The organism is Corynebacterium vitaeruminis, from assembly GCF_001054325.1.
GTDB classification, from domain to species: domain Bacteria; phylum Actinomycetota; class Actinomycetes; order Mycobacteriales; family Mycobacteriaceae; genus Corynebacterium; species Corynebacterium vitaeruminis_A.
This window is the reverse complement of the sequence record NZ_JVVM01000002.1, coordinates 62,148-83,210: the sequence shown is the minus strand read 5'-3', so window position 1 is coordinate 83,210 and position 21,063 is coordinate 62,148. Positions and strand designations below refer to the sequence as shown.

20 protein-coding genes are annotated in these 21,063 nt (G+C 56.9%); 16 read left to right on the top strand and 4 right to left on the bottom strand.

The features are described from left to right. The first annotated feature begins 140 nt into the window (after nt 1-140). The 11 genes from dapB to ADA16_RS00745 all read left to right on the top strand — a co-directional run bounded on the left by dapB (nt 141) and on the right by ADA16_RS00745 (nt 12,817). Nucleotides 141-893, top strand: a complete 753-nt coding sequence (gene dapB, locus ADA16_RS00795) for a 4-hydroxy-tetrahydrodipicolinate reductase (RefSeq protein WP_048758412.1) — start codon at nt 141-143, stop codon at nt 891-893. A gap of 20 nt (nt 894-913) precedes the next feature. Next, nucleotides 914-1,666: an FAD-dependent thymidylate synthase gene (gene thyX, locus ADA16_RS00790; RefSeq protein WP_048758411.1), complete on the top strand. Its 753-nt coding sequence runs from the start codon at nt 914-916 to the stop codon at nt 1,664-1,666. Nucleotides 1,667-1,725: 59 nt separating this feature from the next. Next, nucleotides 1,726-2,631: a 4-hydroxy-tetrahydrodipicolinate synthase gene (gene dapA / locus ADA16_RS00785; RefSeq protein ID WP_048758410.1), complete on the top strand. Its 906-nt coding sequence runs from the start codon at nt 1,726-1,728 to the stop codon at nt 2,629-2,631. Then, a complete protein-coding gene (locus ADA16_RS00780; protein WP_048758409.1) occupies nt 2,631-4,730 on the top strand; it encodes a ribonuclease J in 2,100 nt (699 codons plus the stop codon). The genes dapA and ADA16_RS00780 overlap by 1 nt, the downstream gene beginning before the upstream one ends. 89 nt (nt 4,731-4,819) lie before the next feature. Further along, complete coding sequence (locus ADA16_RS00775; RefSeq protein ID WP_048758408.1) at nt 4,820-5,437, top strand: TIGR03085 family metal-binding protein; 618 nt, start codon at nt 4,820-4,822, stop codon at nt 5,435-5,437. 105 nt (nt 5,438-5,542) lie between these two features. Next, nucleotides 5,543-8,839 (top strand): DNA translocase FtsK, encoded by a 3,297-nt coding sequence (locus tag ADA16_RS00770; RefSeq protein WP_048758407.1) that lies wholly within the window; start codon nt 5,543-5,545, stop codon nt 8,837-8,839. A 232-nt stretch (nt 8,840-9,071) separates the two neighbouring features. Beyond that, complete coding sequence (locus ADA16_RS00765; RefSeq protein WP_048758406.1) at nt 9,072-10,196, top strand: TerC family protein; 1,125 nt, start codon at nt 9,072-9,074, stop codon at nt 10,194-10,196. Nucleotides 10,197-10,227: 31 nt separating this feature from the next. Next, nucleotides 10,228-10,794, top strand: coding sequence for a CDP-diacylglycerol--glycerol-3-phosphate 3-phosphatidyltransferase (gene pgsA, locus ADA16_RS00760; RefSeq protein ID WP_048758405.1), 567 nt, complete (start codon nt 10,228-10,230; stop codon nt 10,792-10,794). A 24-nt stretch (nt 10,795-10,818) separates the two neighbouring features. Beyond that, on the top strand, nt 10,819-11,361 hold the full coding sequence (locus ADA16_RS00755; RefSeq protein WP_076772108.1) for a CinA family protein: 543 nt from the start codon (nt 10,819-10,821) through the stop codon (nt 11,359-11,361). Between the two features lie 52 nt (nt 11,362-11,413). Then, nucleotides 11,414-11,848 carry a helix-turn-helix domain-containing protein gene (locus tag ADA16_RS00750; RefSeq protein ID WP_048758404.1) on the top strand — a complete coding sequence of 145 codons (435 nt, stop codon included), beginning with the start codon at nt 11,414-11,416 and terminating at the stop codon, nt 11,846-11,848. A 141-nt stretch (nt 11,849-11,989) separates the two neighbouring features. Further along, nucleotides 11,990-12,817 carry a PspA/IM30 family protein gene (locus tag ADA16_RS00745; protein ID WP_048758403.1) on the top strand — a complete coding sequence of 276 codons (828 nt, stop codon included), beginning with the start codon at nt 11,990-11,992 and terminating at the stop codon, nt 12,815-12,817. Between the two features lie 5 nt (nt 12,818-12,822). Here the strand turns inward: ADA16_RS00745 and ADA16_RS00740 are convergent, their stop codons facing one another. Genes ADA16_RS00740 through ADA16_RS00730 form a run of 3 tightly spaced genes read right to left on the bottom strand, consistent with a single transcriptional unit; the run spans nt 12,823 to nt 14,792 of the window. Next, the gene (locus ADA16_RS00740; RefSeq protein WP_048758402.1) at nt 12,823-13,443 is read right to left on the bottom strand and encodes an energy-coupling factor transporter transmembrane component T family protein; all 621 of its coding nucleotides are present in this window, start codon (nt 13,441-13,443) and stop codon (nt 12,823-12,825) included. Then, entirely contained in the window at nt 13,440-14,141 is a 702-nt protein-coding gene (locus ADA16_RS00735; RefSeq protein ID WP_048758401.1) for an energy-coupling factor ABC transporter ATP-binding protein, read from the bottom strand. Before ADA16_RS00735 ends, ADA16_RS00740 begins: the two co-directional genes overlap by 4 nt. 33 nt (nt 14,142-14,174) lie before the next feature. Continuing rightward, nucleotides 14,175-14,792 (bottom strand): biotin transporter BioY, encoded by a 618-nt coding sequence (locus ADA16_RS00730; RefSeq protein ID WP_048758400.1) that lies wholly within the window; start codon nt 14,790-14,792, stop codon nt 14,175-14,177. Nucleotides 14,793-14,871: 79 nt separating this feature from the next. Here ADA16_RS00730 and ADA16_RS00725 point away from each other — a divergent pair, with 79 nt between their 5' ends. The 5 genes from ADA16_RS00725 to ADA16_RS00705 all read left to right on the top strand — a co-directional run bounded on the left by ADA16_RS00725 (nt 14,872) and on the right by ADA16_RS00705 (nt 19,602). Beyond that, a complete protein-coding gene (locus ADA16_RS00725; protein ID WP_082150617.1) occupies nt 14,872-15,105 on the top strand; it encodes a DUF3046 domain-containing protein in 234 nt (77 codons plus the stop codon). A 304-nt stretch (nt 15,106-15,409) separates the two neighbouring features. Beyond that, nucleotides 15,410-16,513 carry a recombinase RecA gene (gene recA / locus ADA16_RS00720; protein WP_048758399.1) on the top strand — a complete coding sequence of 368 codons (1,104 nt, stop codon included), beginning with the start codon at nt 15,410-15,412 and terminating at the stop codon, nt 16,511-16,513. Nucleotides 16,514-16,556: 43 nt separating this feature from the next. Beyond that, nucleotides 16,557-17,165 carry a regulatory protein RecX gene (locus ADA16_RS00715; protein ID WP_048758398.1) on the top strand — a complete coding sequence of 203 codons (609 nt, stop codon included), beginning with the start codon at nt 16,557-16,559 and terminating at the stop codon, nt 17,163-17,165. A 147-nt stretch (nt 17,166-17,312) separates the two neighbouring features. Beyond that, nucleotides 17,313-18,860, top strand: coding sequence for a tRNA (N6-isopentenyl adenosine(37)-C2)-methylthiotransferase MiaB (gene miaB, locus ADA16_RS00710; RefSeq protein ID WP_048758397.1), 1,548 nt, complete (start codon nt 17,313-17,315; stop codon nt 18,858-18,860). Beyond that, a complete protein-coding gene (locus ADA16_RS00705; RefSeq protein WP_239659286.1) occupies nt 18,853-19,602 on the top strand; it encodes a hypothetical protein in 750 nt (249 codons plus the stop codon). The genes miaB and ADA16_RS00705 overlap by 8 nt, the downstream gene beginning before the upstream one ends. 71 nt (nt 19,603-19,673) lie before the next feature. Here ADA16_RS00705 and ADA16_RS00700 read toward each other — a convergent pair whose 3' ends face one another. Next, entirely contained in the window at nt 19,674-21,038 is a 1,365-nt protein-coding gene (locus ADA16_RS00700) for a DUF349 domain-containing protein (RefSeq protein WP_082150616.1), read from the bottom strand. Between the last annotated feature and the right edge of the window lie 25 nt (nt 21,039-21,063).

Here is a 21,063-nt window from a genome sequence, read left to right as displayed (position 1 = left end):
ATAATGCGGTTTTGCGCAAGAAAATCCCCGTCGAAAGCCGATAAAACGGCAAAGCCGACGGGGGCATTGGCACACAAGATGCCCAACACATTCTAAGGTAAGGGAAGAAGATAAACCCGTTGGGAAAGGACAAGAGAGCTGTGAGCAACATCAAGGTCGGCGTACTCGGCGCTAAGGGCAAGGTAGGATCCACCATTTGCGAGGCAGTTGAAGCCGCCGACGATTTGGAGCTGGCAGCGGGGCTTGATTTTGGCGATGACCTGAATGAGCTTGTCACCGCTGGTGTCCAAACCATCGTTGATTTTACTCAGCCTGATTCCGTGATGGGCAATCTTGAGTTCTGCATTAAAAATGGCATCAACGCCGTCGTGGGTACCACGGGCTTTACTAAGGAGCGCCTCGAGCAGGTGCAGCGTTGGCTTGACGACGCCGACGGTGATGCGAATGTTCTCATTGCACCGAACTTCGCAATCTCCGCTGTTTTGACCATGAAGATGGCAGAGCTGGCCGCTCCGTACTTCGATTCCGCTGAAGTCATCGAAATGCACCACCCGTTTAAGAAGGATGCTCCCTCCGGCACCGCTATCCACACCGCTGAGGCAATAGCGCGTGCGCGCAAAGAAGCCGGCATGGGGGAACAGCCAGATGCCACTGAGCAGACTCTGGATGGTGCTCGCGGTGCCGATGTTGAGGGCATTCCGGTGCACGCGGTGCGCATGACCGGTTCGGTGGCACACGAGACTGTTATCTTCGGTGCCGAAGGACAGTCGCTGACTATTAAGCAGGACTCTTACTCGCGCACCAGTTTCGTGCCGGGTGTGCTGTTGGGTGTGCGCAAGATTGAGGATTTCCCGGGTCTGACTGTGGGGCTGGAGCCGTTCCTGGGACTGTAACGTCCAGGGGTTAGTTGAAAATGTCTGAAAACGTCACTCTCAAGGCGCAGCTGATTGCAGCGACTAATTTCTTCCCACCTGAGGATATCGACTTTGATACCGATGCCGATGGTGGGGAGGCATTGATTGAGTTCTCCGGAAGAGCTTGTTATGAAACGTGGGACAAGCCCAATCCTCGGACTGCGACGAACAGGGGCTACTTGCGGCATGTGCTCGAGGTGGGGCACACCTCATTGTTTGAGCACGCCAGTGCAAGCATCTATGTCCGCGGTCTATCCCGCTCGTGTGCACACGAACTCACACGGCATCGTCATTTTTCCTTTTCGCAGTTGTCGCAGCGGTTTGTGCCGGCCAGCTCAAACAATGTCGTGGTGCCGCCTGCAATAGCGGAGGACCCGGAGCTATTGCGAGTTTTTGAAAGTGCCGTCGATCAGTCCCGTTTCGCCTATGGTGAGCTATTAGACGCACTGGAAGAGAAGTGGGCAGACGAACCCAATGCCATCTTGCGGCGGAAGCAAGCACGTCAGGCGGCCCGGGCGGTTCTGCCTAACGCCACCGAAACTCGAATCGTGGTTACTGGTAATTTCCGCTCTTGGCGCCACTTCATTTCGATGCGGGCTACAGAGCATGCCGATGCTGAAATTCGAGAATTGGCCGTGGCTTGTCTGCGGGAGCTGCAGCGCTGCGCACCAGTTGCTTTTGGGGATTTTGAGATTAACACCCTGAGGGATGGATCGGTCGTCGCATCGAGTCCTTACGCCTTCGAAGGGTAATCGCACGTACAGTGTGAAGATATAGCCGATTGAAATTTTTTAAGAAAAGGTAGTCAACAATGAGCACAGGAATTGCGTCAACACGCGGTGCTGACATTTTCGGCACTGTCGCCGTAGCTATGGTGACCCCTTTTGATAAGGAGGGAAACCTCGACGTCGAGGCAGGTGTCCGACTTGCCGGCCATCTGGTAGACGGTGGCTGCGATGCCCTCATTCTGGCCGGCACGACAGGTGAGTCGCCGACTACGACCACGGAAGAAAAGCTCGAACTTCTCCGTGCTGTCCGCGCAGAGTTGGGTGACAAGGTCAAGCTCATGGCCGGTGCTGGCACTAATGACACGGCCGGTTCCATTGAGCTGGCAAAGGCTTCCGTGGAGGCGGGCGCGGATTCGCTGCTCGTCGTCACGCCGTATTACTCCAAGCCTTCCCAGGAGGGTTTGTACCGCCACTTTACGGCGGTGGCTGACGCGACTGAGGCGCCGGTGTGTCTGTACGATATCCCGCCGCGTTCGGTTATTCCGATTGAAGTTGATACCATTTACCGGCTGGCGGAACATCCGCGCATCCAGGCTGTGAAGGACGCCAAGGGTGATTTGGGAGCTGCCGCCGGCATTATCGCTAATACTGATTTGGCGTGGTACTCCGGTGACGACGTACTGAACCTGCCGTGGCTGTCGATTGGCGCCACCGGTTTCATTTCCGTTATTGGACATGCAGCCCCGCAGCTGCTGGCCGAGGTGCGCTCTTGCTTTGACAAGGGGGACTTGGCTGGTGCTCAGGCGGCCCACGCGAAGATGACTCCGCTGTTTGCAGCTCAGGCTGCGCTTGGCGGTGTAAGTTTTGCTAAATCCGCTCTGCGTCTGCAGGGCATTGAGATAGGAGATCCGCGCTTGCCGCAAATTGCAGCAAATGACCAGCAACTTGAGGTGCTTGAAGCAGCTATGCGGAAGGTAGGTGTTCTGTAGTGGCTGAAGGACGCAATCGCGCCCGCAAGGTAACTCGCAAGGCAGGTCCGCCTTCTGAGTCCGACGTGGCAGCAGCAGAGCAGTCCAGCAACTCTGCATCTAAGTCCTCCGACAAGGGCGGGGCTAATTCTAATAGCTCGAAGTCCTCGCCGCGTTCTGAGCGCTCGGGCCGTTCCGGAGAGCGAAAGAACTCTGGTTCCGGTAAGAAATCCCAGGGTTCGTCCAACTCGTCTAACCGTGGTTCCCGTGGTGGCCGGGGCGGACGCGGCGGCAACCGTGGAAATAATTCTCGCGGTGGCCGTGGTGGACGCGGCGGCAACCGTCGTAATGTCGTCCAGTCGATGCAGGGTGCAGACCTGACTCAGCGTCTGCCCGCACCGCCAAAGGCTCCAAAGGACGGCCTGCGCGTGGTTGCCCTCGGCGGTATCTCCGAAATCGGTCGCAACATGACTGTGCTGGAGTACAAGAACCGCCTGATTATCGTCGACTGTGGTGTGTTGTTCCCGAGTTCGGATGAGCCGGGTGTTGACTTGATTCTGCCGGACTTCTCCTACATGGAGGACAAGTGGGATCGCGTGGAAGCTCTCGTGGTCACCCACGGGCACGAGGACCACATCGGTGCTATCCCGTGGCTGTTGAAGCAGCGCGCGGACATTCCGATTATTGCTTCTCGTTTCACTCTGGCGCTCATTCAGGCCAAGACACAGGAGCACCGTCAGCGTCCGAAGGTTATCGAGGTCAACGACACCAGCCATATTCAGCGTGGCCCGTTCGATCTGCGTTTCTTCAACGTCAACCACTCCATCCCAGAGTGTCTCGGCATCGTCATTAAGACTGGTGCGGGCATGGTGGTGCACACCGGTGACGTGAAGATGGACCAGACTCCGCCGGACGGAAAGCCGACTGATCTGCCGGCGCTCAGTCGCTACGGTGACGAGGGCATTGACCTGTTCCTCTGTGAGTCCACCAACGCCACCATCCCGGGCTTCTCCGGTTCCGAGGCGGAGTTGGCTCCGACCCTGCGTCGTCTGATTATGGACGCAAAGCAGCGCGTTATCGTTGCGGCTTTCGCGTCGAATGTCTACCGCGTTCAGGCTGTCATCGATGCAGCTGTCAAGGCTGGGCGAAAAGTCGCGTTCAACGGCCGCTCCATGATTCGCAACATGCGTATCGCGCAGGAGTTGGGTCTGCTGACCGCGCCTGAGAACACCATCGTGGAGATGAACGAGGCTGCCCGCATGGCTCCGCACAAGGTCGTGCTGGTGACCACCGGTACGCAGGGTGAGCCGATGGCTGCGCTGTCTCGCATGGCCCGCCGTGAGCACCGTCAGATCACCGTTCGTGATGGCGACCTGATTATCCTCAGCTCCTCGCTGGTGCCCGGTAACGAAGAAGCAGTCTTTGGCGTAATTAATATGCTGGCCCAGATTGGCGCGACGGTTGTCACCGGTAAGGACGCCAAGGTTCACACCTCTGGTCACGGGTTTGCCGGCGAGCTGCTGTTCCTCTACAACGCAGCCCGTCCGTCGAATGTCATGCCAATTCACGGTGAGTGGCGCCACATTCGTGCCAACAAGGAACTGGCTGTGTCCACTGGCGTGAAGCCAGAGAACGTCGTCCTTGCTCAGAACGGTGTAGTTGTTGACCTCGTTGACGGTCGTGCTCGCGTTGTTGGCCAGGTTCCGATTGGTAACCTCTACGTCGACGGCGTCACCATGGGCGACGTTGATGCTGACGTGCTGGCAGATCGTGCTGAAATGCGTGAAGGTGGTCTCATCACCGTCACTGCCGTCATCGATAACCGCACTGGTCGTCCGTTGGAGAAGCCGAGGGCTCAGGCTCGCGGTTACTCCGACGACGCGAAGGAAGTACTCGAAACCGTCGAGCAGGTCGTTGACGATACCCTCTTTGACCTGGCGGGCAGTGGCGAAAACAACCCGTACCGCATGGCTCAGGAAGTTCGCCGCCGCACCGAGCGCGTCATCAGCCAGAAGTGGCGCCGTAGCCCGATGATTGTTCCGACCATCGTGCCGATGTCCTCTGAGGCAGCCGAAGAGGTTAGCGATGAGGAAATCAAGGAGTCACGCGAAAGCGTCTAAGCTTCTAGATTGTCTTTTAGCGTAAGAGCCCGCATCCACGTAAAACCGTGTGGATGCGGGCTTGTTTGTTCCTGGTCTAGGCTGGAGCCATGACTTTTGCTGAACGGGAACGTGAAGACCTAGCCAATCTATTGCTCAGCGTCGGCCCGGACGCACCGACGTTGTGCGAGGGATGGACAACCCGGGATCTTGCTAACCATCTTTACATTCGTGAAAACCGTCTGGATGCCGCTGGCGGAATGTTTGTCAAAGCGCTGTCGAATCGTCTCGATGACGTGACTGACGAGGTCAATCGAATGCCCTACGTAGAAGTAGTGGGGAAGTGGGGTAGTGGTGCTCCGAAGTGGAACCCAATGAATTGGGCGGACCGCTACGTTAATGCTGCGGAGAACTTCGTCCACCATGAGGACGTTCGTCGTGCACAGGAAGGTTGGACCGTTCGTCAGCTACCGCCTTCTGGGAATTCGGACCTATGGCGTCTCGTCACTACTGCCGGTCGTATGATGTTGCGCGGTTCGACATCGACGGTGGTACTAATGCGTGACGACGGAGTTGCGGTGACCCCAATTGATAACAGCGCTAAGGGGGCCCCGGTTGTGACTGTGCGTGGAAGCGTCGGCGAGCTTGTGCTGTGGCTCTATGGCCGTGATGAGGTACGCGTCACCATCGATGGCGACGAATCGGGCATCAAGCGCAACAGCATCTAAGGCGACGCTGACGAATCCGGGTAGACCCTTCGACCTCGCTGTTAAACAATGACACGCGTGTGACTAATGTGAAAACGATCCGGTATTAGCTGTAAGGTATTGGTCATGTCTGCGACCAGCCGAACCAGAACCGACAATCGTCGTGCATCGTCCCGCTCTGCGGAGACAGATGTCACGCGTCGATACCCCGTGCACAATGCCACGGAGGAATTTGAGCGCACTCCTAGTGCTATGTCGTTCGTGGGCAACAGCTTGGCTAGTGCCTGGTCGGAAACTGCCCGCGGCGTGGCCGGTCTTGCCCGTCGGGTAGGCGGTCGCAAAAATAAGCGAGATGAAGAGGAGAATATGTCGCGGCGCGAAAGTGACGCCGATTTTTCGACGAAGCCCCGCAGGAAGCGTCGTAAGGCTGCGAGCGGCTATGACGATGTAATTGAACCGCCGACACCGGCTTCGACACCAGTAGACGAGCTCGACGCCGAGATTGATGAGGCCGACGAACCGGGCTCGAAGGACGGCCTGGCGTTGCTCGTGCTGGCATTGGCGATTGTGCTCGCTGGCTCAACGTGGTTTCACCTCGCGGGGCCAGTAGGGGAGTTCATTGAAACGGCAGTTCGCACGCTAATTGGTATCGGTGCTTTTGTGCTTCCGGTGCTACTCGGTGTTATTTCCGTATTGATGATGCTGGATGCTACGCCGCGCCGTGAGCGTCTGACGCCTACCGTCACCGGTGCTTCGCTGATTGTGGTGGGGCTACTTGCAATTGTGCATATTGGCTCAGGGAGGCCAGCAGATTGGCAGGGGCGGCGGGCTGCTGGTGGCGCAATCGGTGGGTATATCGGTTCTCCGCTAGCCGCTGGATTTACCTCATGGGTCGCCGTGATTCTGTTGCTGGGCATTGTGTTCTACGGAGCACTGGTGTTCTCTGGCGCAACGGTGCGCCAGCTCATCGACGCCAGCAAGGAGTACCTCAACTTCTCCGAATGGTCTTCGCGGAGTGCCGACGATGAGCTGGAATCGGATGATCCTTACGGCAATGTCGATGACATGCTGGAGCGTCGTGCGAACTGGGATTCGGATACCGACTATGCCGACGAGGATTTTGATCAGCCGACTCAGTTAATCGAGCGCCGCCCAAGCCGCAGTAGGCACTCGCGTCGTTCTGCGGCGCGTACGACTGGTCGCTCGGCTTACCGTGTACCCCGCCGTGGTTCGGAAAGTCGAAGCGCAGTGTCCGAACCGGCGCCTTACGATGATTCGGATGCTGACGGCAACCTCTACGATCTTTTGGACGAAGGGCCACGGAGGACTCGACAGGCCCCGGGAACTTCCCGTCAGGTGGAGGACGTCGACTACGATTCGGCAAAGACCACGGTGTTCGATGTCCGTAACGGAGCACAGCACTCCAATCGAGCTTCCGCACCAGAGCCGGAGTTTCCGGCAGCCGAGTACGTGGAGGAAACTCAGTCGGATGCCGTGCATCGGGATACCGCCGAGACGGAATCGACTATTCCGGCTGTCGGGGGCTCGCGCTACCACGCTGCCGAGGATGAGTACGACGAGTACTCTGAGTATCCGACTCAGGAAGCCGCGGCAGCTAGTTCCAGCGAACGCAATCGTGGTTCTGAGTCTCGAACTTTCAAACAGCCCGCTGTTCAGCCTGAGAGCATAGAGCAGGCGAGTGCCCCACAGACTGAGCCTTCTGCCGACGATTCGCGGGATGCGGTCTCTGAGACTACCCGACGTACTATGGATGCCATTGCCGCTCGCTCCGGCATCGATGCCTCCAAGATTCCGGCCACGACTCCGAAGTCCGAATTGGAAAAGGACACCGAGAGTTCTTCCGGCTCGTCGGCACGCACACCGGAGTCGGAGTACCACCTGCCGTCGACCAAGTTGTTGATTCCGGGTGAGCGTCCGAAGACTCGCACGGCAACGAACGACCGCATGATTGAAGCGATTACTGATGTATTCGCAGAGTTCAAGGTCGATGCAGCGGTGACCGGTTTCTCGCGTGGTCCGACCGTGACTCGTTACGAGGTCGAGCTTGGCCCGGGCGTGAAAGTTTCGAAGATTACGAACCTGCAGTCCAACATTGCCTACGCGGTAGCGACCGACAACGTCCGTCTGCTGACCCCGATTCCAGGTAAGTCCGCCGTTGGTATCGAGGTACCGAACAATGACCGTGAGATGGTTCGGCTTGCCGACGTCCTCAATGCGCCGAAGACTGTTGCGAACGATGACCCGATGCTGATTGGTCTCGGTAAGGATATTGAGGGCGAGTTCATCTCGCATTCCATCCAGAAGATGCCGCACCTACTCGTTGCCGGTTCGACCGGTTCGGGTAAGTCTGCGTTCGTAAACTCGATGTTGGTGTCGCTGCTTACCCGTGCGACACCGGAGGAAGTTCGCCTGATTCTGGTGGACCCCAAGATGGTAGAGCTGACTCCGTATGAGGGGATTCCGCATCTGATTACGCCAATCATCACTCAGCCGAAGAAGGCCGCGGCTGCCCTGCAGTGGTTGGTCGAAGAGATGGAACAGCGCTACATGGACATGAAGGCTGCGCGCGTTCGTCACATCAAGGACTTCAACCGCAAGGTCAAGTCCGGCGAGATTACGACGCCACTCGGCTCGGAACGCGAGTACCGTCCATATCCGTACATTGTCTGTGTCGTTGACGAGTTGGCAGACCTGATGATGACCGCACCTCGCGATATCGAAGATGCGATTGTTCGTATTACCCAGAAGGCGCGTGCAGCCGGCATCCACTTGGTCCTGGCAACGCAGCGTCCCTCGGTGGACGTGGTCACTGGCCTAATTAAGACCAACGTGCCGTCGCGATTGGCGTTCGCTACCTCGTCGCTCACTGACTCCCGTGTCATCCTGGACCAGGGTGGTGCGGAAAAGCTGATTGGTATGGGTGATGGTCTGTTCATCCCACAGGGCGCAGGCAAGCCGCGACGTATTCAGGGTGCTTTCGTTACCGACGAAGAGATCCAGGCAGTCGTTGATGCCGCTAAGGCGCAGGCCGAACCGGATTACACCGAGGGCGTCACCGAGGATAAGAACGCCGAGGCCGAGCGCAACATTGATCCCGATATCGGTGATGACCTGGAAGACCTGCTCCAGGCAGTCGAGCTGGTGGTCACCGCACAGCACGGTTCGACCTCGATGTTGCAGCGAAAGATGCGAGTCGGTTTTGCTAAGGCTGGTCGACTGATGGACCTGATGGAAACTCGCGGTGTGGTTGGGCCGTCGGAGGGATCTAAGGCCCGTGAGGTGCTGGTCAAACCGGAGGAACTCGAAACCATTCAGTGGATGATTAAGGGCGCAAATCCAGAGGATGCTCCGAAGGAAGAAGTAAACGTGGTCGACGCTAGTCCGAATCAGTCCATGGCGTAGACCGCCTCGGCTCACCGTCGTTTTTCATTGACGTGTATAGTCGGCATACGTGGAGGGGAGTATCCCCGGTTAAAGTGGATTTTTCCGCTAATCCGTGACGGTTATCGTCAGCACGGACTGGAGACACGAATGCGCTTCGTGCCCTACCAGTTCCGGTGCCGTCACTTCTGCCACTATGGCAGGGGCAGGAGAGACCTCCGGTTTATGTTCGCACGACCGGAGGTCTTTTACTATGCATGTGTCCGCATTGGTATGGATTATCACCATTGTGGTCGTCATGGGTTTTATCGCCTTTGACTTCTATGCACACGTTCGCACGCCGCATAACCCAACTATGAAGGAAGCCGGTATCTGGACTGCCTTCTACGTTGTCCTGGCATTCATTTTCGGTGGCATGGTCTGGTTGCTATGGGACCACCATCGTGGCATCGAGTTCCTTTCGGGCTATATCACCGAAAAGGCACTCAGTGTGGACAACCTGTTTGTCTTTGCGCTCATCATCGGCGCTTTTAAGATTCCGCGACAGTACCAGCAGAAGGTATTGCTGTTCGGTATTGCAATGGCGCTGGTATTCCGTGGCCTGTTCATTTGGGCTGGTGCCGCAGTTATTGCCAAGTGGTCGGACGTTTTCTATCTGTTTGCAATCTTCCTGATTTACACGGCTATCAAGACGGTGTACGACGAAGCCGTCGATAAGCCGGAACCCGATCCGTCGGATATGAAACTGATTCAATGGCTGCGTCGCGTCGTCCCGATTTCGGATCATTACAACGAGGACAAGCTGACTGTTAAGGAGAACGGCAAGCGTTACTTGACGCCGCTTGCTATTGCGCTGGTGTCCATCGGTTTTATCGACGTGATGTTCGCGTTCGACTCCATCCCAGCTATCTACGGTCTGACGGATGAGGCCTATATCGTCTTTACCGCAAACGCCCTGGCTCTCATGGGATTGCGTCAGATGTACTTCCTGCTCGACGGTCTACTGGATCGACTCGTGTACCTGGCTTATGGCCTGGGTATTATTCTGGCTTTCATCGGTGTGAAGCTGCTGCTGCATGCGCTGCACGAAAACAACCTGCCGTTTATTAACGGCGGTGAAAACGTGGCGGTGCCTGAAGTCTCTACCTGGGTATCGCTGGCAATTATCGTCATCGTTTTGGTGGTTACGGTCCTGGCCTCTTGGCTCAAGATCAAGCGCGATGAAAACATGGGTGCAATTGCCCTGCCGCGTCTTCACCACGACGAGCATGGAAACCACGGCTCTCACGCTTCCCCGACCTCGGCCGGCGCAGGATCTGCGTCGGCTGGAAACGAAACCACCGATTCGCAGGCTGGTAAGAACGAACCTGGGCATTAGCCGAACACGACTGTGAGATAAGGTAACAACTGTGACTGCTCCAAGTGCTGATACAAGCCGTGTTTCCAACTGGAACTTGCCAAATTTTTTGACGGTGCTTCGCATCCTCGGAGTGCCGGTGTTTCTGTGGGTACTTCTTCAGGAAGGCGGCGATTCCACCAATTGGCGCTGGTGGTCATTTGTCGTTTTCGCACTTCTGATGGCGACCGACAAGCTGGACGGGCACCTGGCACGCAGCCGCAATCTCATTACCGACTTTGGCAAGATTGCCGATCCGATTGCCGATAAGGCTCTGATGCTGGCTGCGCTGGTTGGTATGAACATCATCGACATTCTGCCGTGGTGGGTGACTGTCATCATCGTGATTCGCGAAGGAGGCATCACCATCTGGCGTATGTTCGCACTGCGCCAGGGGCGTGTTGTGCCCGCTTCTCGCGGCGGCAAGATTAAGACGGTGCTGCAGTCTGTAGCAGTGGGACTCTTCCTCATGCCCGTGGACTGGCTGTTCTGGCCGTCTTGGATTGTGATGATTGCCGCGATTGTCGTTACCGTCGGTACCGGCATCCAGTACATTGTGGATGCGAAAAAGGCCGAATAGCGGAACTAAGTGGAGGTTAAAGCTGTGAGTACAGTCAGATACCTCGCCCAAGGCGACGGCAGCGCAGACGGCGTCGATAGCGTTTCGCGCAAGCTCGTGCAAATGCTCACGGCTCGTGGCGAGACTTTCGCCGCTGCCGAATCACTCACCGCAGGTCTTCTCTGCGCCACTGTCGCCTCCGTACCGGGAGCCTCTGCAGTTCTACGGGGCGGTGTGGTCACTTACGCCACTGACACGAAGGCGCTGCTTGCCGACGTACCGAAGGATGTTTTGGCCACATATGGCCCAGTGTCCGAATTGACGGCTCGGTATATGGCACTTGGAGTGGCGAATAAGACAATGGCAGATTGGGGGATTTCGCTAACTGGTGTTGCCGGTCCAACCATGCAGGATGGGCACCCTGTAGGTGAAGTCTGGTGTGGCCTGAAACCGCCGGGAGCTTCGTACCTGGACGGGGTAACCGCGGTAAGGTTGCCGGTGAATAAAGATGGTTCGCGTGCGGAGATTCGTCGTCAAGCAGTGGCCTTGGCGTTAGAATTGTTGATGAAAAATCTCGGCGCTGAGTAGAATTCTTTGAAAATTGGGAACAGGTCGGCCCTCTAAGACGTTAGAGAAAGTGATGACCAACAATACTGCACTTATGACCATTCACTACCCAGAGGTAGATAGCGCTGCTGCTTTGGAGGCTTCTATGGATGCCACGGCGCAGTCCGCGCGGGTGGCCGTAGCGGAGCAGCCGGGATCAGTTGCAAAGTTAACGGCACAGGATTTGGCGGAACGGGAGGAATCCCGCGAGCCACTGCTGCGAGAGGCGCTGGGGGAGACGCTGCGTGATATCCGCTCGCGCAGTGGGCAGACTCTGCGTGAGCTTTCTGAAAATGCGGCTATTAGCCCTGGATACCTGTCTGAACTTGAGCGCGGCCGGAAAGAGGTTTCTTCCGAGCTACTGGCATCGGTTTGCTCGGCGCTCGGGGTGACAGTGTCGGATTTGATGATGGAAGCTGCAACCGCGATGGCTCTGCACTCGGCGAGCCCCGAATTGGCAGCGATGTAAAACTAGGTTGGGTCGGCGGAATTTGTTTTCGTTACCCCGACACTTAGCGCCCGAAGAAGCTCCGCTTTAGTTAAGATTGGGTGCGCGATAAGCACAGACCTGCGTTGAGGTAGTTGCATTTAGAAAGGTGTATGGAACGCTATGGCTAATCCATTTGTTAAGCTGTGGAATTATTTGATGGCCGCTTTTGATTCCAAGATTGAGGAAAACGCTGATCCGAAGGTTCAGATTCAGCAGGCCATCGAGGATGCCCAGCGGCAGCACCAAGAACTATCGCAGCAGGCAGCGGCGGTGATTGGTAATCAGCGCCAGCTGGAAATGCGCCTTAACCGTCAGCTCGCTGAGATTGAAAAGCTGCAGGGCAATACCCGTCAGGCATTGCAGCTGGCCGACAAGGCTCGTGCTGAAGGGGATACCGCGAAGGCCACTGAGTACGAGAATGCCGCTGAGGCTTTCGCCGCTCAGTTGGTTACTGCCGAGCAGTCGGTCGAGGATTTGAAGGCTCTGCACGATCAGTCGCTGCAGCAGGCTGCTCAGGCCAAGAAGGCTGTTGAGCGTAACTCCATGCAGTTGCAACAGAAGGTTGCGGAGCGTGCAAAACTGCTCAGCCAGCTGGAGCAGGCAAAGATGCAGGAGAAGGTTTCCGAGTCTCTGCAGTCGATGAATCAGATTTCTTCGGGCTCTACGCCTAACCTGGATCAGGTCCGTGACAAGATTGAGCGTCGTTACGCTAACGCTCTTGGGCAGGCTGAGCTGGCCCAGAATTCCGTTCAGGGACGTATGGCTGAGGTCGAAGCCGCTGGCGTGCAGATGGCTGGCCACTCCCGTTTGGAACAGATTCGCGCAGAAATGAACGGCGGCAACGAGCTCACTGGCGGTGAGGCGCAGAAGTCCATTGAGGGTAACTCTGCCTCCAACGTTGACCCTGCAGTTGCTGAGCGCATGCGCCAGCTGCGTGAGGGAAACTAATTCCGTTACTCTCCCTCGCCGCGGGCGATTAATGAATCTCCCATAGCTTTTGAACGGTTGATGGTCCGGATGACCACGGGTACACCGAAGGCAATGATTGAACCGGTGGCACCCCGGGCTTTTCGGGCCTCCAGCACCTCGGACGCGGCCATGACCTGAAGCGGAATCATACGCAGGGTCAGAGATAGTGCGAGTGCGATGGTATCGACCGGTAGACCGAAGCGGGCCAACGGCTGCATTGCAGTTGTCAAAGTATCCATGATGTCGCTGACTCGGGTCGTCAACGTTAGCAGTATCGCTGCCGCGATTGCTGCGAGAAGCGTGAGAAAGGTCGTCAGCGCCTGCTCCCCTCCGGCGCGCCACCACAGTAGAAGTGAAAGCAGCGCCAGAATGATGACAGCTCCACGGAGCTGTCGGAAGGCAACCGTAGGTGGCACTTTGGCAACTGCGTAAGCGACGGTAACGATTGCCAGGGCGATTGCCCCGCCCAGCCAGGTATCCACGAGGATGCCGGTGAGCAACAAAAAGGCGATGACACTGATGAGTTTGGCGGCAGTCGGTAGCCTATGTACGGGTGACTTGTGGTTGAGGTAAAGCCCTAGGGGGACATTGGCCGGATGGATCATAAGCGGCCTTCTTCCGCACGCGTCATATCCCTGATATAGCGGTCAATAACTTCCTTTGGCTCCCCGTCGTCGACAATTTCACCCGCGCTTACACGGATAACTCGGTCGAAGTCCACAATAAAGTCCAAATCGTGAGTTACCACGATGACTTGCTGCTCAAGCTGGGCGAAAATATTCCGAATGTGGAGACGATTGCGCAGGTCAAGAAGCGTAGTGGGCTCATCGGCAATGATGGTCGTGGGGTTGAGAATCAACACGGCCACCAGAGCTAGTAGTTGTTTTTGCCCACCGGAGAGCAAGTGCGGCGAGGTGTCAGCATGATTTGCGAGGCCGAAGTGTTCGAGAGCTTCCTGTACTAGCTGGTTTCGCTGGGTTTTGGACAGTTTTCGCTTTCGGAGCGAAAAGGCGATGTCTTCTGCGACTGTCGGCATCACAATTTGGTTATCCGCATCAGAAAAAATGAAACCGACCTTCTTGCGGATTTCCTTTGCCTGCTTTGCGACATTCATGCCTTCGTATGTGACCGTGCCGCCAGTGACCGCGCCCAGGCCGTTAATCAGTCGTACCAGCGTAGACTTACCACCGCCGTTTTCGCCGATAATTCCAATGCGCTTCTCTGTGAGAGTCAGCGTAGTCGGCTGCAGTATTTGACGTCCCGAATAGTTCGCGGCCGCGCGGTCAAAAGTGATGGTGGGCATGGTGCGACTCGATGACCTTTCTGAGTGCGTCGGTTACTCAGCCGTGTTGGCTGCTTCCGTTACTAGGCGATGCTGCTTGCGGTTGGCAGCGTCGGGAAGCAAATCTGGGAAAGCTTGTAGTACTGCCGTAGCGATGAGCGCGGCTACGACAACCTTGGCGACATCGCCTGGAATAAACGGAATGTTCGTGATTAGCGCGTCGGTGAAGCCGAGCCCCATGCGCCAGACCAATCCGAGAGAGCCGAAGAAGTACTGCAATACAACGCCGGCGAGACCCGCGCCGATGAAGACGGCGATGCGTGGCCCCTTCGCCCTCGGTGCTTGCTGGGCAATTGCTCCGATGACGAAACCGGCAATCAGGTAGCCGAAAATGTAGCCGACCGTGGGGCCTGGGAGTGCGGCCAGGAGTGGCTTCCAACCGGCCATGTTCGGGACGCCCACGAGACCAACGGCCAGAAACAGGGTAGTGGCGAGGCCGCCACGCTTGAATCCGAGAATCATTCCGGCCAGTGCAATGCCCATGTTCTGTAAAACGACTGGCACGCCTAGTCCCCCAACGGGAATGGCGATTCCGCCGAGCACGATGATGAGTGCTGCAAAAGCGGCGATAATAGTGAGGTCATACACCTTGGAATTATTCACGACTTTTATCTTAACCCCCGTGGTTGAGCACTGTTCAGGCAGGGCGGTCGCATGGAGTCGTGCAGGAAAAACGGCCAGGAAGGTATCAGTGACAGCTATCTTGTACCTTGGTCTTATGCGATTGGCCGATTTTCACAACTTCGTCAACCACGAATTTGGCCCTCAGCATGGCCCGTGGCTGTTGCATTCCCATGTGCTGATGGATTACGGCAAAACTCCCGCAGAACTACTCGAAGACGGGGTCGAGCCTCGCGATATCTGGTGGGCTCTGTGCAGGGAACATGACGTTCCTGAAGACCGCTGGTACGGTCCCGACGAATAGGCTACGGCGTAGACGACGGTGAATGCTTGCCGACGACGCTTGCGTGGCGTTGCCATTCGAACAGGGTTTCGCATATTATCGAAAGTGCTGATGAAGTCAATCCGTCTGATTCGGTATAACTTCCGGGTGTAACCGACAGTAGAGGTGTCGCGGACCAATTTGGAACCGGAACGGTAGATTTCGCGCCTAACTAAGTGTGAGCGAAGTTTCTGTTTTGGATGAAAATCGGGACACAGATTCTCTGAGTGCGGCTCCAGAACCCGATACCGTACGCGACAATGACAATGAGGAAGAACAACAAACTATGGCTCGTAAGAAGGCTACGGCTTCGAACCAGGGCAATAATCGCCTGAAGGCACTCGATGTAGCGCTGGCGAATATTGAAAAGGATTTTGGTAAGGGCGCAGTGATGCGCCTGGGAGACGACAATCGTCCTCCAATTCAGGTAATTCCCTCCGGCAATATCGCTATCGACGTGGCCTTGGGCCTGGGCGGTTTCCCACGTGGTCGCATCGTAGAGATTTATGGTCCAGAATCCTCGGGTAAGACCACAGTCGCACTGCATGCTATTGCAGAGGCGCAGCGGCAGGGAGGTATTGCCGCATTTATTGATGCGGAACATGCACTGGATCCGGTCTATGCACGCAAGCTTGGGGTAGATACGGACAACCTTCTGGTATCCCAGCCAGACACTGGTGAACAGGCGCTTGAGATTACGGATATGCTGGTGCGTTCCGGCGCTATTGACATCATCGTGGTTGACTCCGTGGCCGCGTTGACGCCGAAGGCTGAAATTGACGGCGAAATGGGTGATTCTCACGTTGGTCTGCAGGCGCGGTTGATGAGTCAGGCGCTGCGAAAGATGACGGGAGCGTTGTCTAGCACCGGCACTACAGCCATCTTCATTAACCAGCTGCGTGAGAAGATTGGCGTAATGTTCGGCTCGCCGGAGACCACCACGGGTGGTAAGGCGCTGAAGTTCTACGCTTCTGTTCGCTGTGACGTGCGCCGGATTCAGACGTTGAAGGACGGTCAAGATGCGGTGGGTAACCGCACTCGCCTGAAGGTTGTCAAGAACAAGGTGTCGCCGCCGTTCAAGCAGGCAGAGTTCGACATCATCTACGGTGAGGGCATTTCACGTGAGGGCTCTCTGATTGACATGGGTGTTGACAACGGCATCGTCAAGAAGTCCGGTTCATGGTTTACCTACGAGGGTGATCAGCTGGGACAGGGTAAGGAAAAGGCTCGTATGCACCTACGCGAGAATCCAGAAATTGCCCAGGAGATCGAGGTCAAGATTAAGAAGAAGCTCGGGGTCGGGGAATTCGCTGAGGTCGAGGACGAGACCGATATCGATGCTCCGGTTGATGTCGTGCCGGACATCGACTTCGACGATTTGGAAGACTAGCTATCTCGAGGCATAGCGCTGCGAAACATGAAAAGTGAGGACAGTGGAGGATCGAAACGGCCGCGATGTGCGGGAGACTATCGAAAAGCTTGCTCAGCAAATTGCGGAAGCTGATGGTAGTTCGCTCTATGATGCTGGCCGCGAAGAATCCAAAGCTCCGATTCGTGCGAAAGCGCTGCGCTTGCTTGATCAGCGAATGCGGTCCCGCAAGGAACTTGTAGAAAGGCTGGAAGCAGTCGAGGAGTTTCCATCCTCGATGATTGAGGAAGTCGTTGATGACCTGACCCGAAGTGGATTGGTTAATGATGAGCTTTTCGCATCCGAATGGGTGCGGCAGCGCTTTGCCAGTCGCGGCAAGTCGAAGATGGTTTTGAATCGAGAACTGCAGGAAAAGGGCATTGATGCTTCTCTCCGCGCCGACGCGTTGCAGCAGATTACGCACAACGCGGAAGAAGAAGTAGCCCGAAAGCTAGCGGCAAAGAAAGCAGCCACCATTAGAACAGTGGCACCAGACTTCAATTCCAAGCAAAAGGATCTACGTAAGGTCGTCGGTGTGCTGGCGCGGCGCGGTTTTCCATCAGAGTTATCGATGAGTATTGCTCGGGATGAGCTGGAAGAGCGCTACCGAGAGCTCGAAGAGGACGCGGAGTAGCAACGGGCGTCCGCGGAGAAGATAAACGCCGTCGTTGATAGCGTTGATGCTAACGTAAGCAGGATTAGCGCGCCCACAGCGCACCGAGCCGAATTATGGGAGTTGCTGATTGGGGAAATGAGCCACAAACAGCTAACCTAAACTGCCGTGACTACCCCTTCTTTGAACTCTCAGCAGCAGTCTTCGCCTCGCACATATGAGGTACGTACTTTCGGCTGTCAGATGAACGTCCATGACTCGGAACGCCTTTCTGGCCTGCTGGAAGATAACGGTTACGTAGCGGCTGCAGAAGGCGAGAACCCCGATTTGGTCGTCTTCAATACCTGTGCCGTTCGAGAGAACGCGGACAACCGCCTTTATGGCACATTGGGACAGCTCAAACCAGTCAAAGATGCCCACCCAGGCATGCAGATTGCCGTCGGGGGTTGCTTAGCGCAGAAGGATAAAGACGTCGTCGTAAAAAAGGCCCCTTGGGTGGATGTCGTCTTCGGTACGCATAACTTGGGTTCGCTGCCAGCGCTGTTGGAACGTGCCGCGCATAACGACCGCGCTGAAGTTGAGATTAAGGATGCCCTGGAAGAATTTCCGTCAGTACTGCCAGCCAAGCGTGAATCCACTTACGCAGGTTGGGTCAGTATTTCCGTGGGTTGCAATAACACGTGCACGTTCTGCATCGTCCCTAGCTTGCGTGGCAAGGAACGCGACCGCCGTCCGGGCGACATTCTCGCTGAGGTGCAGGCGCTAGTGGAACAGGGCGTCACTGACGTCACTCTCCTGGGTCAGAACGTCAACGCCTATGGCGTTAACTTCGCAGACCCTGACATGGAACGCGACCGTTCGGCTTTTTCCAAACTACTGCGCGCCTGTGGCCAGATTGAGGGGCTGGAGCGTGTGCGCTTTACGTCACCGCACCCAGCCGAATTCACCGATGATGTCATCGATGCCATGGCGGAGACCCCGAACGTGGTTCACCAGCTGCACATGCCACTACAGTCCGGTTCGGATCGGGTGCTGAAAGACATGCGCCGCTCCTACCGCACCAAGAAATTCCTGGGCATTTTGGAGAAGGTTCGGGAAAAGATGCCGGATGCGGCCATCACCACCGATATCATTGTCGGTTTTCCGGGGGAGACTGAAGAGGACTTCCAGCAAACTCTCGACGTGGTGGAAAAGGCTCGCTTTAGCTCGGCGTTCACCTTCCAGTATTCGCCCCGTCCGGGGACGCCGGCCGCAACGATGCCGAATCAGGTTCCGCCCGAGGTTGTGAAGGATCGCTATGGTCGACTGCTAGCGCTTCAGGAGCGTATTTCCGAGGAGGAAAACGCCAAGCTAGTCGGCCGTGAAGTTGAACTGCTGGTCAGCCAGTCCGATGGCCGTAAGAACGCTGAGACGCATCGCATGTCGGGTCGGAGTCGGGACGGTCGCCTGGTGCACTTCAGCCCGTCGGAAAGCGAACCAGGCGTCGTTGATCGAAAGATTCGTCCCGGTGACTATGTGACAGTGCGTGTGACCGACTCTGCACCGCACTTCCTCATTGCTGACTCCGGCGTGCTGACGCACCGCCGCACTAAAGCGGGGGATAATGTGGAGGTCGGTCAGATTCCAACGACCGCTCCGATTGGAGTTGGTCTGGGCTTGCCAAAGATTGGGCGGCCGGAGAAAACGAGTGTAAGTGAGGGATGCGGCTGTGAGTAGGGACAAGGCTTCGCCGGAAAGTGACATGGAATCCACTAGCGAGCAGTCGGTGGAATCCGCGCAGGCACTGCGGGTTCAGGAGCGCAAGGCCGCTGGAGAGCTGGAGCTCGGCCGTGCAGTGATTCCGATGATGGTTGCCGTTGTCGGCCTCATTACGAGTTTCTTCCTTCCACACTCGGGCGTCGTGTTGGGCTTTGACGTGCTGCTGGATACAGATGTTGCACATCAGTACTTCACCACTCGCCCGGAGCGAATCTACTCCATTCTCGTGGTGGTAGGAGTGCTGCTGGCTATTGCGACGCTGATTACACGGACCACAATCCTCGCGTTTGTCACCTGGTTCTTTGCTTGTATCCAGATGGTCTACTCAGTTTTCGCTGGTTGGATGCGTCAGTCGCGTCCACAGGAGCTGGCAGGCGAGGGTATTTCCTTCGGTCTAATGCTCGGTATTTTCTGCAGTTTCCTGCTGGCCATCTCCGTGACATTCATCGCTTTTCGACGCAGTAAGGAGCAGCTCGCACTCGCGACAAAACGTCGCAAGCACGCTGACACCGATCCGGTACTGCGTGCGCAGCAGGTTTACCTGCGCTCGGGGCTGACTCCGAATACAACTACGGATGTCGAGGTTGTCGACGACCGCCGCGAGCGAGCCCGCCGACGTAATCGCGGTCAGCAGGGCAGTGGTGTGCAAGGTGCTGTTCAGGAGAGCCCTGACCAGAGTGAGCAGGTTAGCGACAAGTAGGGGTTGCAGCATAGACGCTGTTGAGCGCGCCGGAGAGCTGCAGCCAGCTTCCCGGCGCACAAGCAGCTCCGTTAGAGCTCCTTGAGGGTTTCTGCGGCCTGCTCTGCCCACTGGTGCCACTGCTCGGCCTGTTCACGGGCCTTGGCGGCCTGAGAAGTCTTGCCCTTCGCCTCGAGTTCGGCAGCCTTCTGCTCAAACTCGGCCGCGCGGTCGGCGAACTGTTGGACGCGAGCCTGCGCTTCGGGGTCGGTGCGGCGCCACTGCGAATCGGCCGCGTCCGAGACGCGCTTTTCCAGTGCGCCAATGCGGTTTTCGTACTCGCGCACACGACCGCGCGGTACAAAGCCGATGGCATCCCACTTCTCTTGCAGATGACGTAGTTCGTTGCGAGCGTGCTCGAGGCCCTTGGACGGATCAATGCGGTCTTCGTACTCGGCCAGCAGGGCATCCTTGGCTGCGGCGTTTTCCTCGAACTCCTTGTCGCGGGCGGCGTTGACCGCATTACGAGCACCAAAGAACTCGTCCTGGGCGGCCTTGAACTGTGCCCAGAGCTTGTCGTCCACCTCGCGTGGGGCTCGACCAGCAGCCTTCCACTCAGCCATCAAGTCGCGGAAAGCAGCAGCGGTGCCACCCCAATCAGTGGAAGACTTTAGCGCTTCAGCTCGCTCAATGATGTCCTCTTTCGCGCGGCGAGCTGCAGCACGGTTGCGATCCAGCTCCGCAAAATGGGAACCTCGGCGGCGGTTAAAAGAATCGCGTGCACGGGAGTAACGGCGCCAGAGCTGGTCATCAGTCTTGCGGTCGATTCCGCGGATCTGCTTCCATTCCGTGAGAATCTCGCGGATACGGTCGCCGGCGACCTTCCACTCGGTGGAGTTCTCCGCCAATTCTTCGGCTTCTGCAGCGAGCTCCTCCTTGCGAGCGATGGCCTTCTTACGGCGTTCTGCCTTGTCATGTGCGACCTTCTCCTCCGCGACATGGGAGGAGGCGATAACCTCTGCAAGGCGCTTATCCAGCGCATCGATATCGCCAAGAACCGTGGCAGTAGCGAGGCTTTCACGCAGTTCAGCGGCGTTGTGGGAAATGGTCTGTGCCTCCTGTGGGTGGGAGACAATGCGAGACTCCAACAGCTCGACTTCGGTGGCCAGATCCTCGTAGCGCTTGCCGTAGTGGGCATAGCCCTCTTCCACGGTGCCGGCCTGCCAGGAACCAATATTGCGCTCACCGGCGCTGGTGATTAGCCAAACAGTGCCGTCTTCGTCAATACGGCCAAACTTCTTCGGGTCATTGTGGACAGTATGTGCCGCAACAGCCGATCCTGCGGGCGCTGCAGCAGCTCCAGGGGCCTTACGATGAGCCGGCATCGCGCCTGGTCGAGGCCCTGGACGTGGACCCGGGCGTGGACCTGGCTTAGGGGAATTGCTGGTACCGGTCATAGTAGGTAAACCTCTTCCAATCTTC

Coding starts and splice junctions, on each gene's coding strand:
- thyX (WP_048758411.1), top strand. CDS start 914: ATGTCTGAAAACGTCACTCTCAAGGCGCAGCTGATTGCAGCGACTAAT.
- dapA (WP_048758410.1), top strand. CDS start 1,726: ATGAGCACAGGAATTGCGTCAACACGCGGTGCTGACATTTTCGGCACT.
- ADA16_RS00775 (WP_048758408.1), top strand. CDS start 4,820: ATGACTTTTGCTGAACGGGAACGTGAAGACCTAGCCAATCTATTGCTC.
- ADA16_RS00770 (WP_048758407.1), top strand. CDS start 5,543: ATGTCTGCGACCAGCCGAACCAGAACCGACAATCGTCGTGCATCGTCC.
- ADA16_RS00765 (WP_048758406.1), top strand. CDS start 9,072: ATGCATGTGTCCGCATTGGTATGGATTATCACCATTGTGGTCGTCATG.
- ADA16_RS00750 (WP_048758404.1), top strand. CDS start 11,414: ATGACCAACAATACTGCACTTATGACCATTCACTACCCAGAGGTAGAT.
- ADA16_RS00745 (WP_048758403.1), top strand. CDS start 11,990: ATGGCTAATCCATTTGTTAAGCTGTGGAATTATTTGATGGCCGCTTTT.
- ADA16_RS00740 (WP_048758402.1), bottom strand. CDS start 13,443: ATGATCCATCCGGCCAATGTCCCCCTAGGGCTTTACCTCAACCACAAG.
- ADA16_RS00735 (WP_048758401.1), bottom strand. CDS start 14,141: ATGCCCACCATCACTTTTGACCGCGCGGCCGCGAACTATTCGGGACGT.
- recA (WP_048758399.1), top strand. CDS start 15,410: ATGGCTCGTAAGAAGGCTACGGCTTCGAACCAGGGCAATAATCGCCTG.
- ADA16_RS00700 (WP_082150616.1), bottom strand. CDS start 21,038: ATGACCGGTACCAGCAATTCCCCTAAGCCAGGTCCACGCCCGGGTCCA.